Annotated in this window: 15 protein-coding genes and 1 tRNA gene; 13 read left to right on the forward strand and 3 right to left on the reverse strand. The window is 64.4% G+C overall.

Annotated features, from left to right (window positions below):
- The first annotated feature begins 284 nt into the window (after window positions 1-284).
- The 3 genes from recQ (at window position 285) to CGZ66_RS11935 (ending at window position 5,438) form a co-directional block, all read left to right on the forward strand.
- Entirely contained in the window at window positions 285-2,123 is a 1,839-nt protein-coding gene (recQ, locus tag CGZ66_RS11925; RefSeq protein ID WP_095084186.1) for a DNA helicase RecQ, read from the forward strand.
- Between the two features lie 219 nt (window positions 2,124-2,342).
- On the forward strand, window positions 2,343-3,266 hold the full coding sequence (locus CGZ66_RS11930; protein WP_095084187.1) for a DUF535 family protein: 924 nt from the start codon (window positions 2,343-2,345) through the stop codon (window positions 3,264-3,266).
- 426 nt (window positions 3,267-3,692) lie between these two features.
- A complete protein-coding gene (locus CGZ66_RS11935; RefSeq protein WP_095084423.1) occupies window positions 3,693-5,438 on the forward strand; it encodes an adenylate/guanylate cyclase domain-containing protein in 1,746 nt (581 codons plus the stop codon).
- 160 nt (window positions 5,439-5,598) lie between these two features.
- Here CGZ66_RS11935 and CGZ66_RS11940 read toward each other — a convergent pair.
- A tRNA-Ser gene (locus CGZ66_RS11940) sits at window positions 5,599-5,688 on the reverse strand.
- Between the two features lie 404 nt (window positions 5,689-6,092).
- Between CGZ66_RS11940 and CGZ66_RS11945 the strand changes: the two genes are divergently transcribed.
- From CGZ66_RS11945 to CGZ66_RS11955, 3 genes are all read left to right on the forward strand, one after another.
- On the forward strand, window positions 6,093-6,761 hold the full coding sequence (locus CGZ66_RS11945) for a 50S ribosomal protein L21 (protein ID WP_095084424.1): 669 nt from the start codon (window positions 6,093-6,095) through the stop codon (window positions 6,759-6,761).
- A gap of 98 nt (window positions 6,762-6,859) precedes the next feature.
- Window positions 6,860-7,129, forward strand: a complete 270-nt coding sequence (gene rpmA, locus CGZ66_RS11950; RefSeq protein WP_013529063.1) for a 50S ribosomal protein L27 — start codon at window positions 6,860-6,862, stop codon at window positions 7,127-7,129.
- A gap of 119 nt (window positions 7,130-7,248) precedes the next feature.
- Window positions 7,249-7,836: a GNAT family N-acetyltransferase gene (locus CGZ66_RS11955; RefSeq protein ID WP_095084188.1), complete on the forward strand. Its 588-nt coding sequence runs from the start codon at window positions 7,249-7,251 to the stop codon at window positions 7,834-7,836.
- 173 nt (window positions 7,837-8,009) lie between these two features.
- On the opposite strand, the gene CGZ66_RS11960 is transcribed toward CGZ66_RS11955, so the two are convergent.
- The gene (locus tag CGZ66_RS11960) at window positions 8,010-8,879 is read right to left on the reverse strand and encodes an endonuclease/exonuclease/phosphatase family protein (RefSeq protein WP_095084189.1); all 870 of its coding nucleotides are present in this window, start codon (window positions 8,877-8,879) and stop codon (window positions 8,010-8,012) included.
- 141 nt (window positions 8,880-9,020) lie between these two features.
- Here CGZ66_RS11960 and obgE point away from each other — a divergent pair, with 141 nt between their 5' ends.
- From obgE to CGZ66_RS11990, 5 genes are all read left to right on the forward strand, one after another.
- Window positions 9,021-10,052, forward strand: a complete 1,032-nt coding sequence (gene obgE / locus CGZ66_RS11965; RefSeq protein ID WP_095084190.1) for a GTPase ObgE — start codon at window positions 9,021-9,023, stop codon at window positions 10,050-10,052.
- A gap of 4 nt (window positions 10,053-10,056) precedes the next feature.
- Complete coding sequence (proB, locus tag CGZ66_RS11970) at window positions 10,057-11,268, forward strand: glutamate 5-kinase (RefSeq protein ID WP_095084191.1); 1,212 nt, start codon at window positions 10,057-10,059, stop codon at window positions 11,266-11,268.
- A 3-nt stretch (window positions 11,269-11,271) separates the two neighbouring features.
- On the forward strand, window positions 11,272-12,558 hold the full coding sequence (locus tag CGZ66_RS11975) for a glutamate-5-semialdehyde dehydrogenase (protein WP_095084192.1): 1,287 nt from the start codon (window positions 11,272-11,274) through the stop codon (window positions 12,556-12,558).
- A 249-nt stretch (window positions 12,559-12,807) separates the two neighbouring features.
- Window positions 12,808-13,395: a nicotinate-nucleotide adenylyltransferase gene (locus CGZ66_RS11985; protein ID WP_095084425.1), complete on the forward strand. Its 588-nt coding sequence runs from the start codon at window positions 12,808-12,810 to the stop codon at window positions 13,393-13,395.
- 67 nt (window positions 13,396-13,462) lie between these two features.
- Complete coding sequence (locus CGZ66_RS11990) at window positions 13,463-14,755, forward strand: MFS transporter (protein ID WP_095084194.1); 1,293 nt, start codon at window positions 13,463-13,465, stop codon at window positions 14,753-14,755.
- A gap of 48 nt (window positions 14,756-14,803) precedes the next feature.
- Here the strand turns inward: CGZ66_RS11990 and CGZ66_RS11995 are convergent, their stop codons facing one another.
- Entirely contained in the window at window positions 14,804-15,655 is an 852-nt protein-coding gene (locus CGZ66_RS11995; RefSeq protein ID WP_095084195.1) for a mechanosensitive ion channel family protein, read from the reverse strand.
- Window positions 15,656-15,898: 243 nt separating this feature from the next.
- Here CGZ66_RS11995 and rsfS point away from each other — a divergent pair, with 243 nt between their 5' ends.
- Together rsfS and rlmH are read left to right on the forward strand one after the other, a co-directional pair.
- Window positions 15,899-16,276 carry a ribosome silencing factor gene (rsfS, locus tag CGZ66_RS12000; protein ID WP_091578959.1) on the forward strand — a complete coding sequence of 126 codons (378 nt, stop codon included), beginning with the start codon at window positions 15,899-15,901 and terminating at the stop codon, window positions 16,274-16,276.
- A gap of 84 nt (window positions 16,277-16,360) precedes the next feature.
- On the forward strand, window positions 16,361-16,843 hold the full coding sequence (gene rlmH, locus CGZ66_RS12005; protein WP_095084196.1) for a 23S rRNA (pseudouridine(1915)-N(3))-methyltransferase RlmH: 483 nt from the start codon (window positions 16,361-16,363) through the stop codon (window positions 16,841-16,843).
- The last annotated feature ends 76 nt before the right edge of the window (window positions 16,844-16,919 follow it).

Genomic DNA, 16,919 nt, shown 5'->3' on the forward strand with positions numbered 1-16,919 from the left:
GCGCCCTCCCTGGCCTTGGTCGGGACAAGCTTACATCGCAGCGGGTGATGGAATCCAGCGGAGTGCAGGTGTCGCAAGGGAAGGGACAGCCTCTGTCTCCAACATGGGTCCCATCGCCGCCATGGTGCAGCCCGGCGATGTCAACGAACCGAGGTTCCCGCAAAGGGCCGTTGTGGTTGGATGACGGCTGCGCTACTCCAAGGCGTCACGCGGAGAGTCGTTTTGATCGGTTTCCACATCCTCTCCAATCCACCAAAAATCGTTTCCGCCCCGGTGTCCGACTGATGCAGGCACAGGCAGCGAGCGTTCGGGCCGAGGACCCCAAGCGGCGCGTCCTGAAGGACGTGTTCGGCTTCGACGATTTTCGCCCCGGCCAGGCCGATGTCATGGACGCGCTGCTGGCCGGGCGTCATGTGCTGGCCGTCATGCCGACGGGTGCGGGCAAGTCGCTTTGCTACCAGGTGCCGGCGCTGGTTCTGGGCGGGCTGACCATCGTCGTTTCGCCGCTGGTGGCGCTGATGCAGGATCAGGTCGCCGCCTTGCGCCTTGCCGGCGTTGCCGCCGATACGATCAATTCCTCGATCGACCGAGAAGCCAATGTCGCCGCCTGGCGTCGCGTCGCGGCGGGCCAGACGCGGCTGCTCTATCTCGCGCCGGAGCGGCTGATGACCGAGCGGATGCTCGATGCGCTGGCCAGGCTCGACGTCAGCCTGATTGCTGTCGACGAGGCGCATTGCATCTCGCAATGGGGGCCGGCGTTCCGGCGCGAATATGAAGATTTGTCGCGGCTGCGCGGCATCTTCCCCAACGTGCCGATCATCGCGCTGACGGCAACGGCGGACGAAGGCACGCGCACCGACATCGAGGCGCGACTGTTCGCCGAGCGTGTCGAGACCCTGGTGCTGGGGTTCGACCGGCCGAACATCAAGCTTGGCATCGCCGCCAAGCAGGACAGCAAGCGCCAGTTGCTGAGCTTCGTCGAGCGCCACCCCGGCCGCAGCGGCATCGTCTATTGCCTGTCGCGCAAGAAGACGGAGGAAATGGCGGCCTTCCTCGAGAAGAACGGCGTCACCGCGCTCGCCTACCATGCCGGCATGAGCAAGGACGCGCGCGACGCCAACCAGAACAGCTTCATGACCCTCTCCGGTGTCGTCATGGTGGCGACCATCGCCTTCGGCATGGGCATCGACAAGCCTGATGTCGCCTATGTCTTCCACACCGATCTGCCGGGCAGCCTGGAGGCCTATTATCAGGAAATCGGCCGCGCCGGCCGCGACGGGCGACCAGCCGAGGCGCATATGCTGTTTGGCCTTGGCGATATCCGCATGCGGCGGATGTTCATCGACGACGAGGATGCGCCGCCCGAGCACAAGAGGCGCTCGCATGGCCGGCTCGACACGCTGATCGGCTATTGCGAAACGGCGCACTGCCGCCGCCAGGTGCTGCTCGGCTATTTCGGCGAGGAAGCGCCGCCTTGCGGCAATTGCGACACCTGCCTCGACCAGGCGCCGCGCGCCGATGGCGGAGCGGAGGCGCGGATCATCCTGGCGGCTGTCGCGCAGAGCGGAGAACGCTTCGGTGCCGGCCATGTCATCGATATCCTGCTCGGCCATGAAACCGAGAAGGTGCTGGCCAGGAACCACCAGAGGCTCTCAAGCTTCGGCAGCGGACTGGCGCACAAGAAGGATTTCTGGCTGTCGCTGATCCGGCAGCTCGTCGCGGGTGGTTTCCTGATACCGGATCCGGGCGGCCATGGCGGCCTCGCCATCGTCGAAAAAGGCCATGCGCTTGGCCGTGGCGAAATGCCGTTCCACTATCGCGTCGAGGTACGCAGCCCCGCCTTGCGCGGCAAGGTGCGGTCCGCCCAGGCCGCGGACATGGAAGGCGTAGATGCTTCGCTGCTGGCCGCGCTGAAGACACTGCGGCTGCGCCTCGCCAAGGAGCGGCAGGTGCCGGCCTATGTGGTGTTTTCCGATCGCACGCTGATCGACATGGCCGAGCGCCGCCCAACCGATCTCGACGCCTTCGCCGAAGTGAATGGCGTCGGGGCGGCGAAGCTCAAGGAATTCGGCCTGGTTTTTCTCGCTGCAATCGCGGGCCACCAGTCGGGTGGCTTGGGCTGAGGGCGACACGCGTCGGCGGCAGCGCATCTCAGTGTCGCACTCTTCGTGCATCCGACGGGAACAAGCGCACTGCCATTTTTCCGGCGGCGAAACCGATCCGCAAGCCGGCCATTTTCGTGGCCACCTTACAAATCCGTAATGTCGCGGCGAAGCACCGGTAAGCTAAGATTCCAACAAAGAGGCACGGAGAATGCGAAGGGTGAGCATTTGAATGGGGCAATGTCGCCATCGCCGCCGCGGGTTCATCGCAAACGGCAGACCTCCGGCTTTCGACGCGGACTGAACCGATGCGTCCATACGATCAAGTGGGCGGCGCTTCGTTGGATATTCCGCCGCGACATCGCCGCCATCCAGTCCAAACTCGGTGTCGAACCCTTCGCTGCAATCCTTCAGAAGTATCCAGACATTCCCCTGAAGCCCGTCCGATCCTACCTGACGACCGGGCTGAGGCGCGGGCATCGTCGTGTCGCCGTCGTTGGTCATTACGTCGCGGCGGCGCAACTCTTCACCGACGCGGCCCTGATCAGGAGCCACACTGGCGGCCAACAGCTGCTGGATGTCTCGACCACGGTAGGCAACGTCACGGTTGAACTGACGGGCCAGGACAAGTTGTACCGGGAGGCTGAGTGTCGCCTGCTCCTGCGCATGGCCGGGCGGCCAATCACCGAGATGGGCCTTGCGATTGTGGATAGATCGCTCCTGCGGCTCGCCGGGCAGGGACAAGTGCTTTGGATAGGTGCGCTCAAGTCCGCATCAGTTGGAGTGCAAGGTCTTGATGATGCGCGGACGCTGACGAAGGCCATGGAAGGACTGCGACCCAAAACACTTTTGCTGCTGGTGGCCCAGGTGCTCGCACGCTCTCTGAACATTTCGGGTCTTGTTGCCGCGTCGAACGCGGGCCATGTCTTTGCAAACGACTTTGCCCTGCGCCACCGCATTTCCGCGGACTACGACAGCTTCTGGGCCGAATCCGGGGGCAGCCGGGTCCACCTGACGATGTTCGATCTGCCCCTTACGAAAACGCAGCGTGATCCGGCTGAATACAAACCGAACAAGCGGGCACAGCTACGCAGGCGTCAGCATCTCGAGCTGGAGATCGCCCGCCGAGTGGGCGAGGCGATCAAGCCATTGCGCCGCACCTGACAACCTTGCAGACCTCGCGAAATCGTACGCCGGCACCTGTTGGAAACCGTGCCCTGGTCATCAGGCCATTCTAAGCGCGAACGTCTGTTGTGATGCCTGCCCGATACAAAAGCACCGCCACGGTGGCGTCAACCGGTTACACAGGGCAGGAATTATCTCCGACCTTCTGGGAGGAGTGGTGTTTCAGCGTCCCCAGAGACTGCGTGGGCGTGTCGTCGGTTGGCTGTAGCGCGGCGACTGGAACGCTCCACGCCTTGAAAGCGGATAGCGAAATCTTGTGAAGGCAAGGTCAGGCTGTGTTCTCCGTTCTGTATCGGCGACGGTGGGAGACTGGGAGAGATGGATACCATGCACGGGAGGCGTCTGGAAGTTGGCAGGGCATGGATGCGGGGCGGCCCGCGTGCAGGCGCCTGGCTGAGCAGTGAAATGACCACGCAGCGCCACCTCGCGGCGATCCTGGCTTGCGACGTGGTCGGCTATTCGCGGCTGACGGAGCGCGACGAGCGCGGCACGCTCGAGAGGCTGAAGATCTACCGCAAGGACCTCCTCGAACCGCTGGTCTCCGAGCACCAGGGTCGGATCGTCAAGCTCACCGGCGACGGCATGCTGTGCGAGTTCGCGAGCGTCGTTAACGCGGTGACCTCGGCGATGGCGATCCAGCAGGCCCTGGCAGAACACGAGGCGGAGGCGCCCGAGGAAGAGCGGATACGCTTGCGCATCGGCATCAATCTCGGCGACGTGGTCTGCGAGGAGGACGGCGACCTCTACGGGGACGGTGTCAACATCGCCGCCCGCCTCGAAAGCGTCGCCGATCCCGGCACCGTGGTCGTCTCGGGCACCGCCTACGACCACCTTGAGGGCAAGCTCGACTGCGGCTTCACGCCGCTCGGCGAGCTGCGCCTCAAGAATATCGAGCGGCCTGTGCGCGCCTACCGCGTCGAGACAGACGCCAGCGCCTCGGTGGCTGCACCGCCTGCCCTGCCCGACAAACCCTCGATCGCGGTTCTGCCTTTCACCAACATGAGCGGCGACCCCGACCAGGAGTACTTCGCCGACGGGCTGGTGGAGGACATCATCACGGGATTGAGCCGGGTGAACTCCTTCTTCGTGATCGCCCGCAACTCGTCCTTCACCTACAAGGGCCGGGCGGTGGACCTGCGCCAGGTCGGGCGCGAACTGGGCGTCCGCTACGTGCTCGAAGGCAGCATCCGCAGAGCAGGATCGAGGGTACGTATCAGTGGGCAGTTGGTGGACGCGATCAGCGGACACCATGTCTGGGCCGACCGCTTCGAGGGCGACGTGAGCGACATCTTCGAGCTGCAGGACAAGGTAACCGAAAGCGTCGTCGGCGCTGTCGAGCCGAGCATCCGGCTGCAGGAGATCAAGCAGGCGCGCATGAAGCCGACCGACTACATCAGCGCCTACGACCTCTACCTTCGCGCGCTGCCGCGCTTCTACAGCATGTCGCGCGAAGGCTTTGCCGACGTGCGCCGGCTCATCAACGAGGCACTCAGCATCGACCCTGGCTTCAACTTGGCAAAGGGACTCGGCGCCTATATCCGCAGCCTGTCCGTGAGCCAGTGCTGGCACGAGCCCGACGACGTCCGAGTCGCCGTGCGCATGGCGCGCGAGGTCCTGGCGGAAGCGCGCGACGACCCCACGAGCCTGCGCTTCGCCGCGCAGGTGATCGCCTACAGCGCGAAGGACTACGAGATGGCGCTGGGCGCCATCGAACGATCCCTGCTGCTCAACCCCAATTCGGCGCAGGGCCATACCGGCAGCGGCTGGGTGAACGCACATGCCAGCCGCCCGCTCGTCGCGATCGAGCACTTTCACAGGGCAATGCGGCTGAGCCCGGTCGATCCCGAGAAGGGCATCGCGCTCTCCGGCATCGGAATGAGCTACCTGATGCTCGAGCGCTACGAGGAAGCGCTGGCATGGGGAGAACGCGCGCTGCACGAGATGCCGAACTACGGCTCCTCGCACCGGGTGGTGATCATGGCGCTGGTCAAACTCAACCGGCTGGACGAGGCGCAGGCAGCGGCGCGGCGGCTGATGGAGGCGTTTCCGACCTTCACGCTCACCCTGCAGAGACAGATCAACCCGTGGCTGGACAAGGTGTTCGCCGAGCGTTACGTCGAGGCCTTGGGCATCTCCGGCGTGCCGGAGTGATCGTCGCGCCCGCTTGTCCGAGGGATGAGCGCGTAGAGCAGCCCTGAACAGCCGGCGAGCTCTCTGTTGGGTTCGCGTCGAACTTCCGTGCGGCACCGCCATTTGGAGGGCGCCTGGGAAGTGAAGGCTTTTCAGATGGTTAGAGGACCTATTGCGAGACTGGCGGAGAGGGAGGGATTCGAACCCCCGATGGGCTTGCACCCATGCCGCATTTCGAGTGCGGTGCATTCGACCACTCTGCCACCTCTCCGCGGTCATGGTCGGCCGTTGCCGGCGCGGCGCACTAGATAACGGCTGAACGGGCAGGTTACAAGGCCAATCCGCGAGTTATTTGGCTTCCGGGACAAGCGGTGGATTTGCACTGGTGCCTGCGGTCAAGCCCACGCGGATTTCCGGCCGCCCGACGGATCCTCGCGTGCCGACGACGGCAATGCCGTGCGATCGTGTCGACATGGCGAGATGCTTGCCGAGCTAATAACCGTCCCGGCAACGGCTTCGCCTTGACTTGCACCCAACCTTCGGTTAGGGACAGCGCGCAATCGGCGTGGAGGGTTCTTCCGCGCCGCTTGTTTTTTGAACCCGCAGACTGACAAAAAGACGGCCGAGCCGCCAGAGGCGGTTCATCAAGGCCGACCGAACAGCGAAAGGCAAAAAATGTTCGCAGTCATTAAAACGGGTGGCAAGCAGTATCGCGTTGCCGCCAACGATCTCCTGAAGATCGAAAAAGTCGAAGCCAGTGTCGGCGATATCGTCGAGATCGGCCACGTTCTCGCGCATGGCGAGGGCGAGAATGTCACGTTCGGCGCGCCGTTCGTCGATGGCGCGGTGGTCACCGCCGAAGTCGTCGAACAGGGCAAGAACCGCACTGTCATCGCTTTCAAGAAGCGTCGCCGGCAGAATTCGCGCCGCAAGATCGGCCATCGCCAGCTTTTGACCACCGTTCGGATCTCGGAGATCCTGCTGGGTGGCGCCAAGCCGACGAAGACGGCAGCCGTCAAGGCGCCGAAGAAGGAAGCCAAGGCAGAAGCCGCCACCGAAGCGAAGGCGGAAGCCGCGCCGAAGAAGGAGCCCAAGGCCAAGGCAGCCGAGACCGCGGCGGCGCCGCTGTTCAAGGCGCCGAAGGGCGAGCCGGACGACCTGACCGTGATCAAGGGCATCGGCCCGGTCGCTGCCAAGGACCTTGCCGAGCAGGGCATCATCACCTTCGCCCAGCTCGCCAAGCTGACCGACAAGGATGTCGCCAAGATCGACGAGCACATGCCCTTCAGCGCCGACCAGATCAAGGACTGGCGCGAGCAGGCCAAGGAATTGGCGGCGAAGTAATCTTCTGGCGATAAGGTCGCCGGAATCGGACTTGAAACGGAACGCGAACGCGTTCATAAGGCCTTTTAGGCGCCTTGCGGCGCAACGGAGTTAGTTAGATGGCACACAAGAAAGCTGGCGGCTCGTCGCGCAACGGTCGCGACTCGCATTCCAAGCGTCTGGGCGTGAAGAAGTTCGGCGGCGAAGCCGTCATCCCGGGCAACATCATCATTCGTCAACGCGGCACGACCTGGCATCCCGGCGTCAATGTCGGCATGGGCACGGACCATACCCTTTTCGCGCTCGAAACCGGCGCCGTGACGTTCAACAAAAAAGCCAACGGCCGAACCTACGTATCGGTCAACCCGATTGCCAAAGCCGCGGAGTAGCCGGTTCCGCACTAGAACACCGGCGCCCATCTCGGGAACCGGTGTCTGGCAAAGCCAGGAAAAGGATCAGGGGAGATGGGTTTCCATCTCCCCTTTTTCTTGGCCTGGAGGACTTTCACATGGTTGCCGAAGCGGAAGACACCGAAGACGAAAGTTACGCGATAGACTGCCCGGTCCTGGTCACCGAGCGGCTGGTGATGCGGGCGCCCCATGAAGGCGACATTCCGCAACTGGTTGAACTTGCCGACAACCGTCATGTCGCCGAAATGCTGGCCCGCATGCCGCATCCCTATGGTGAGGCCGAGGGCCGCGCCTTCCTTGCCATGACGAAGTCGCGCCGCGCCGGCATCGCCTATGCCCTGACGCTGGCCGGCACCGACACCTTTGTCGGCTGCGCCGGTCTCAACACCACCGATCGCGGGCTGGAACTCGGCTACTGGATCGGCGAGCCTCACTGGAAGAAGGGCTATGCGACCGAAGCAGCGCACGCGCTGGTCGACCTCGCCTTCCAGAAGACGTCGATCCAGGTGCTGCATGCCTCGACGCGGGTCATCAATCCGGCCTCGCGCCGGGTCATCCACAAATGCGGCTTCCAGTATGCCGGCCAGGGCATGTTGAACTCGATCGTCGCCGGCCAGGTGCCGGTCGAGCGCTACCGGCTCGACAGGAAGACCTGGACCAGCCTCAGGAACTGGGTGCATTTTTGAGATGCGTCGATATTCAGGTGAAGCCGGCCTGCGAATGGCGGTTTCCTGCGCTTCCGGTGCTCACGTACTTTAAGTACGCTCCGCTCCGGTTCTCGGAAGCCACCATTCTCGGCTCGGCCTGACCTGAATCTCGACGCATCTCGCGTCGCATGGAAATCATAGGTTTGAAAAAGTCAGCCCAGTTCGACCCATACCGGCAGATGGTCCGAACCGACTGCCTGGCGGTCGACCCACAGACGCTTCAGCGATTTGGCCAGCGAAGCGCTGGTGAAGACATAGTCGATGCGCTTGTGGCGGCTGGCATTGGCGGGCTGTTTGGGGTCGACCCAGCTGACCAGATCGTCGCCGGTGACGTTGAGGCGCATGGCGGCATCGACGGCAAAGTCGGCGGTCAGCGGCATGCCGAATTCATGGTCCGGCCGGCCGGCGAGTTCGACATATTCGGGTGAGCCGGCCAGCATGTTGAAATCGCCCATGCCGACGAAGGCTTCGGGATGCGGCAATTCCGGCAGGCCGATCTCGGCGACGCCGGACAGCGCGCCGCCTTCGAGCGCATAGTTCAGCAGGCGTCGGCGCAGGAACTGGATCTGGCTGGCGCGTTCGACGGGGCTGCGGTGATCGAGATGGATGGAATAGAAGCGGATGAAACCCAACGGCGTCTCGATCAGCGCTTCCAGCGCGCCGCGCTGGAAATTCATCATCTCGAAGCTGCGGCTGCGCGGCAAAAGCAGGTTGCGCGACAGATGAATGGGCGTTTTCGACAGCACCATATTGCCAAGCTGGAAGGTCGTGGTGATGGCGCGGCCGTTGTCGATGCGCGAGCCGATATTGGCCTCGAAATTGCTGCCATAGACAGCGAAATAGTCGGGCAGCGCCTCGCCGATCTCGGCGACCATGTCGCGGCCGCCGTTCCGGGGATTGTTGCGGGTGACCTCCTGCAGGGCGATCACGTCGGCGCCGCGCACGGCGTCAGTGATGCGACCGACATCGTACTGCCCATCGAGACCGATGCCGTACTGGACGTTGTAGGTTACAAGCTTCATTCCGACATCTCTCCAGCCGGTCCCAAGCGGCCATTGTCACAAAACGGCCTCGCCCTTCGCCGCGCCTTGGTTTAGAGCAAGGCGCTAGATTTAGAGCAATGCCGCAAAGCCACAAAGCCACTAGCAGAAACTGCACAGCCCATGAAATTTCTCGATCAAGCCAAAGTCTACATACGCTCCGGTGACGGCGGCGCCGGCTCGGTGTCGTTCCGGCGCGAAAAATTCATCGAGTTCGGCGGACCGGACGGCGGCGATGGCGGCCGTGGCGGCGATGTCTGGCTGGAGGCGGTCAACGGGCTGAACACGCTGATCGACTATCGCTACCAACAGCATTTCAAGGCCAAGACCGGCGTCCACGGCATGGGCCGCAACATGACCGGCGCCAAGGGTGCCGACGTCACGCTGAAGGTGCCGGCCGGAACACAGGTGTTCGAGGAAGACAACGAGACGCTGATCTGCGACCTGACGGTGGTCGGCCAGCGCTTTCTGCTGGCCAAGGGCGGCAATGGCGGCTTCGGCAACCAGCATTTCAAGACCTCGACCAACCAGGCGCCGCGCCGCGCCAATCCCGGCCTGCCGGGCGAGGAACTCAATATCTGGCTGCGGCTGAAGCTGATCGCCGATGCCGGGCTGGTCGGGCTGCCCAATGCCGGCAAGTCGACATTTCTCGCTGCGGTGACTGCGGCCAAGCCGAAGATCGCCGACTATCCCTTTACGACGCTGCATCCCGGTCTTGGCGTTGCCCGCATCGATGCGCGCGAATTCGTCATCGCCGACATTCCCGGCCTGATCGAAGGCGCGCATGAGGGCGTCGGCATCGGCGACCGCTTCCTTGGCCATGTCGAGCGCACGCGCGTGCTGCTGCACCTGGTCTCGGCACAAGAGGAAAACCCGGGCAAGGCCTACAAGACCGTGCGCGCCGAACTCGATGCCTATGGCAACGGCCTGACCGACAAGGTCGAGATCGTCGCGCTTTCCCAGGTCGACACGCTCGACGCCGATGCGCGCAAGAAGAAGGTCGCCTCGCTGAAGCGCGCCGCGGGCCGGGCGCCGATGCTGTTGTCGGCGGTCACCGGCGAAGGCGTCGAGGCAGTGCTGCGGGCGCTGATGGCGGTGGTGGGCGAGGCGCGGGCGCAAATCTCGGCCCCGGTCGAGACGCGCTGGGAAAAGTAGGACCATGCAGTCGCTGAAGAGATACCGGCGCATCACCGTGAAGATCGGCTCGGCGCTGCTCGTCGACCGCGCGACGGGCCTGAAGCGCGACTGGCTGGCCTCGCTGGCCGACGACATTGCCGTGCTTGCGCAAGGTGGTGCCGAAATCCTTGTCGTCTCCTCCGGCGCCATCGCGCTTGGCCGCACCATCCTTGGACTGGGCAAGCGGGCCTTGAAGCTCGAGGAGAGCCAGGCCGCAGCCGCCGTCGGACAGATCGCGCTGGCCGGCGCCTGGTCGGATGCGCTCGGCAAGGGAAGCCTGAAATCAGGGCAAATCCTGCTGACGCTCGGCGACACCGAGGAGCGTCGCCGCTACCTCAACGCGCGGGCGACGATCTCGACGCTGCTGAAGATGAAGGCGGTGCCGGTCATCAACGAGAACGACACGGTGGCGACCTCTGAAATCCGTTATGGCGACAATGACCGGCTGGCCGCGCGGGTCGCCACCATGATGGGCGCCGACCTTTTGGTGCTGCTTTCCGATATCGACGGGCTCTACACCGCGCCGCCGGCGCGGGACCCCGGTGCAAAGTTCATTCCGGTGGTCGATCGCATCACGCCGGACATCGAGGCGATGGCGGGCGCCGCGGCGTCCGAACTGTCGCGCGGCGGCATGCGGACAAAGCTCGATGCCGGCAAGATTGCCACCGCCGCCGGCACCGCCATGATCATCACGTCGGGCACGCGGCTGTCGCCATTGATGGCGATCGAACGCGGCGAGCGCGCCACCTTCTTCCGGCCGAGCAGCAATCCGGTCAAGGGCTACAAAACCTGGATCGCCGGCCAGCTCGAACCGGCCGGCCGGCTGACGGTCGATGCCGGCGCCATCGGCGCGCTGCTGTCGGGCAAATCGCTGCTGCCGGCCGGCGTCAAGCTGGTCAGCGGCAATTTCTCGCGCGGCGACACCGTGGCTATCCTGTCGCCCGAGGGCCGCGAGATCGCGCGCGGGCTGGTTGCCTACGATGCTGCCGATGCCGTAAGGATCGCAGGGCTGAAGACGGCCGAGATCGAAACCGTGCTCGGCTACGAGGCGCGTTCGGCGATGATCCACCGCGACGACCTTGTGGTGAGCCATCCTGGCGACCAAGTACGGGCTGGTGACCAAGTACGGGCTGGTGACCAAGTACGGGCCAGTGACGAACTACGAGCCGGTGACGAAGTATCGAGCGGAGGATGAGCCATGCTGAAGCTGCATGAAAAATCCGGGGACGACACGGTGGCGCTGATGGCCGATATCGGCCGCCGCGCCCGCGCTGCCGCCCGACCGCTGGCCATCGCCACCACCGCCGCCAAGAACGCTGCACTTGTCGCCATGGCCGAGGCAATCGTCGCCGGCGAGCAGGATATTCTCGACGCCAACGCCATCGATGTCTCGAATGGCGAGGAGTCCGGGCTTTCCGCTTCGTTCATGGACCGGCTGAAGCTCAATCCGGCGCGCATCCACGCCATGGCCGACGGTATCAGGGAAATCGCCGAACTGCGCGACCCGGTCGGCGACGTCATCGCCGCGTGGGACCGGCCAAACGGCCTCAATATCGAACGCGTGCGCACGCCGCTCGGCGTCGTCGGCGTCATCTATGAGAGCCGGCCGAACGTCACGGCGGATGCCGGCGCGCTTTGCCTCAAGGCCGGCAATCCAGTGATCCTGCGCGGCGGCTCGGATTCGCTCAATTCGTCGGCGGCCATCCATGCCTGCCTGGTCGAGGGGCTGAAGGCAGCCGGCCTGCCGCAAGACGCCATCCAGCTGGTGCCGACCACCGATCGCGCCGCTGTCGGCGAGATGCTAAAAGGGCTCGACGGCACGCTCGACGTCATCATTCCGCGCGGCGGAAAAAGCCTTGTCGGGCGAGTGCAGACCGAGGCGCGGGTGCCGGTGTTCGCCCATCTCGACGGTATCTGTCATCTCTACATCGACCGCTCCGCCAAGCTCGACATGGCGGTGCGGATCGCCGTCAACGCCAAGATGCGGCGCACCGGCGTCTGCGGCGCTGCCGAGACGCTGCTGGTCGACCGCGCTGTCGCCGCCACGCATCTGGTGCCGATCCTCGACGCCCTGCGCGCCGCCGGCTGCGAAATCCATGCCGATGCCGAGGTGCTGAAGGCATTTTCCGACGCCAAGCCGGCCACTGATCTCGACTGGGTGACCGAGTATCTCGATGCCGTCATCGCGGTGAAGCTGGTCGATGGCGTCGCAGGTGCGATCGACCACATCGAGACGTTCTCCTCGCATCACACCGAGGCGATCGTCGCCGAGGACGCGCAGGCGGTGGAAAAATTCTTCAACGAGATCGATTCGGCGATCCTGCTGCACAACGCCTCGACGCAGTTCGCCGATGGCGGCGAGTTCGGCATGGGCGCCGAGATCGGCATCGCCACCGGCAAGATGCATGCGCGCGGGCCGGTCGGCGTCGAGCAACTGACCTCCTTCAAATACCGCGTGCACGGGTCGGGACAGGTGAGGCCTTGAAGCTTTTCGTCGTTAGAGCCTAAAGCTTTGCGCCCAGCCACCCCCCTCTGTCCTGCCGGACATCTCCCCCGCAAGGGGGGAGATTGGCTGTCGCAACTCCCTTCGCTAGTCGCAAGTGCTGGTAGGTGGGCGCCTCCGCTAGAACTGCTAATCTCCCCCCTTGCGGGGGAGATGCCTGGCAGGGCAGAGGGGGGTGCCTGACACATGCCTTCGCAGTCCGAACACCTCGTCCGCCCCCGCTACCTCAAGATGCCGCATGCCGAAAAGGGGCTCGCTGTCGGCCTTTTCGGCGGCTCGTTCAATCCGCCGCATGCCGGCCATGCCCTTGTCGCCGAAATCGCGCTCAGACGCCTGGCGCTCGACCAGTTGTGGTGGATGGTGACGCCTGGCAATCCGCTGAAGAGCACGCGTGAACTGGCGCCGCTCGGCGAGCGGCTGCAGCTCTCGGAGCAGATCGCCAAGAACCCGAAGATCAAGGTCACCGCGTTCGAGGCGGCGCATCACGTTCGCTTCACCGCCGATGCGCTGGCGCTGGTCAAGGCGCGCAATCCCGGCGTCGACTTCGTCTGGATCATGGGCGCCGATAGCTTGCGCGATTTCCATCGCTGGCAGCGCTGGCGCGAGATCGTGATGACCTTCCCGATCGCCGTCATCGACCGTCCGGGCGCGACGCTGTCGTTCCTGTCGTCGGTCGTCGCCAAGACCTTCGACTACGCCCGCATCGACGAAGGGGATGCGCCAAGGCTCGCCCGCATGAAGGCGCCGGCCTGGACCTTCATCCACGGCCCGCGCTCGTCGCTGTCGTCGAGCGCAATCCGCAAGCTGGCCAAGGGTTGAGCCGCTCACCTGGCGATGTCGCTTTTATCGCACCCTTTGCCCGTTTCATGGGCAATCCTGAGCAGGCATGTCGATCACCAGGAAACACCGCACCGAAGCCGGGCAGGGCGATGAGCCCACGCCGCTGATCGCGATTGCCAGCGTCATCGTGTCGATGGCGCTGATCGCCGTCGGCAACGGGCTGATGTTTGCCTATATCCCGGTCCGGCTCGGCGCCGAGGGCTTCGATCCGACCTGGGCCGGGCTGATCATCACCGGACTTTCGGCCGGCGGTCTCGCCGGCTGCATCCTGACCGGACCGCTGGTGCGAAGGGTCGGCCATGCCCGCGCCTTCATGGTGCTGTCGGCGCTGATCGCACTGGCCAATGCCGCGGTCGGCGCCGGCCCGCATCCGTTGCTCTGGATCGCTGCCCGCGCGCTCTACGGCTTTGCCATATGCGGCCTGTTCATCGTCGCGCAGAGCTGGCTAAACGATGCCGTTGCCAATGCCATCCGTGGCAGGGTGATGGCGTTCTTCTACGTTGCCTATGTCGCCGGGCTCGGCGTCGGCTATGCGACGCTGGCTTTTGTCGACATCAGAACCGCGGACGCGCCGCTGATCGGCATTGCCTTCACGGCACTGTCGATCCTGCCCGTGGGGTTGACCAGGCTTGCCCAGCCGCCGCCACCGCAAGCGGCCTCGGTGGCGCTCGGCCGGGCCTGGCGGATTTCGCCGGTCGGCGTCGCCGGCATGCTTGCCGTCGGCGGCCTGTCGATGTCGATCGCCGGCTTCGCGCCGATCCATGCCACCGCCAAGGGCTACAGCCAGGCCGACGTCGCCCTGCTGCTTTCGGCGATGCCGGTCGGCACCCTGATCCTGCAGATCCCGCTCGGCTGGATTTCCGACCGAACCGACCGCCGCTATGTGCTGATCGCCGCGGCCGCGCTCGCCATGGTGGCCGGCCTGCTCGCGCTCGGGTTCGATGGCGGCGCGCTGGCGGCTCTGGTGGTGATCTACATCGTCTGGGACGGCGCCTCGGAATCGATCTATTCGCTGGCCAGTGCGCATGCCGCCGACCGCGCCGGCAAGGATGACCTGGTGGCGCTGTCCAGCTCGCTGTTGTTTGCCTGGTCGCTTTCGGGCTTCATCGTGCCCGGCATCGTGACCGCGCTGTCGGCCGTCTTCGGGACGCAGGCCTTCATCTATGTGGCGATCGTCATCGCCTGTGCCTTCTGCCTGTTCGTGCTTTTGCGCGTGGTGACGACGCGGGCCGTTCCCGCCGCCGAAACCGGCAGTTTCGCGCCGATGACAGCGCAGGCGCCCTTGCCGGTCGAACTCGCCTTCGGACCGGACGAGCAGCCCCGGAACCGGGGCAACTGACTAGCATGATCTTTTCCGAAAACCGAAAGCCGCCGTCGGGATCATGCTTTATTGCCGGCGGGCTTCCGGCGCCGGCGCTTCGGGTGGCGGGAGCGGGATCGATATGCCTTCCGCGTCGAATTCCTGCTTGGCGCGCTTGGTGAGATCGGCCTGGGTGGCAAAGAAATCCGCGGCCGATGTCCAGTAGCGCAAGGCGATGGAGACCGTGCTTTCACCCAATGTCGCGACGAAAGCGATCGGCGCCGGCTCGCGCTTGACCCGGCGCTCGGCGGTGGCGATGGCAAGCAGCGTCTTCTGGGCGCGGTCGATGTCGTTCCAGGAGCCGATCGAGAGCGTGATGTCGGTGCGGCGCACGCCGTTGCGACTGTAGTTGCGCACCGGCTGGTTCCACAACGTCGAATTGGGCGCCAGGATGTATACGCCGTCGGCCGTCCTGAGCTTCGTCGCGAAGAGGCCGATCTCCTCGATCGAGCCGGCAATCGAACCGACCTCGACGGATTCGCCGATACGGAACGGCCGCAGCGCCAGGAGCATGATGCCGGCCGCGATGTTCTGCAGCGTGCCTTGCAGCGCCAGGCCGATGGCAAGACCGATGGCGCCGATGGCGGCAATGATCGACGCCGTCTGCACGCCGAACTGGCCGAGCACCATGATCGTCACGAGGATCAGGATGGCATAGCGGACGATCTTCGAGAAGAAATGCCGCAACGTTGCGTCGAAGCCGTGAATGTGGCCGAGGCCAGCGGAGATGGAACGCTCGGCAAGGCCGGCAACGATATAGCCGACAACCAAGAGGATGACGGCACCGATGGCCGAGAAGGCGTAGGAAACGATCAGCGTGCTGAGTTGCGCAAGGCCGGCCTGGACGGTGAGAAGGGTGTTCTGCGGGTCGATGGGCATGGGGGAAAATCCGGTTGGTGGGCGACCCGATAACCCACGCAGGCGCCATGGGTTCCGATCTTTTCCGGCATGCTTTGGGACCGCGGGACCGACAATACGTTCGTGCGAGACAGGGCGCCGTCTTGAAACTGCAACGGAACTCTGCCTATCTAAGTGGTGTCACCTGCTTTTGGGGGTGATTTGGTTGTTCTTGCTGCGAAAGGAAATACACTGAGAACAGCACTGCGGAAGAAGGCCGATATCATGCCTTCGCCGGCCGGGATCAGCGTAAACGACGCCGTGTCCCGCGCCATCAAGACAGTCCTTGCCAGTCTGGAAGACTCCAAGGCCGAAAACATCGTCTCAATCGACATTCAGGGGAAATCGAGCCTCGGCGACTACATGGTCGTTGCGTCGGGCCGATCGCACCGTCATGTCTCGGCTGTCGCCGATCACCTGCTCAAGGCGCTGAAGGATGCCGGTCTCGGCACGGCGCGCGTCGAGGGGCTGGCAGGCGCCGACTGGGTCCTGATCGATTCGGGCGACATCATCGTCCATGTCTTCCGTCCCGAAGTCCGCGAATTCTACAATCTCGAAAAGATGTGGCAGGCGCCGGACCTCGAGGAAGAGACCCTCCACTAAGCCGCCTTTGTTTTGATGCATGTCGTCATCCCAAAACCGGTTCCCACCTTGGGTGACATGCATTAGTGGCTTATAGGGGCGAGGATGAAGGTATCAGTTCATGCCGTGGGCCGGATGAAAGCCGGCCCCGAGAAGCAGCTCGCCGACCGCTATTTCGAGCGCTTTGCCAAAAGCGGCCCGGCGGTGGGGCTCGAATTTGCCGGCGTGGCCGAAATCCCCGAGGGGCGCGCGCAGACCGCCAACGAGCGCCGGCGCGACGAAGGCCAGAAGCTGCAGGGGCAGTTGCAGCCCGGCACCGCACTGATCTTGCTCGACGAACGCGGCAAGAATTTTTCCTCCGAAGACTTTGCAGGCCGCATCGGCCAGCTGCGTGATGGCGGCCGCAAGGCGATGGTCATCGCCATCGGCGGCGCCGACGGGCACGATCAGCCGCTGCGCGATCAGGCAGAATTGGTGATGTCGTTCGGATTGCTGACCTGGCCGCACCAACTGGTCCGCGTGATGCTGGGGGAGCAGCTGTACCGGGCCGCGACCATCCTTTCCGGCCATCCCTATCATCGTTCGTAACCGGTGGTTTGGCGCGACCATACGGATTTCCGCCCCAATGCGCCACCAGACTGCGCCAATTGGGGGCTCTCATACA

The sequence above is a fragment of the Mesorhizobium sophorae genome (assembly GCF_002270415.1).
Classification (GTDB): Bacteria; Pseudomonadota; Alphaproteobacteria; order Rhizobiales; family Rhizobiaceae; genus Mesorhizobium; species Mesorhizobium sophorae.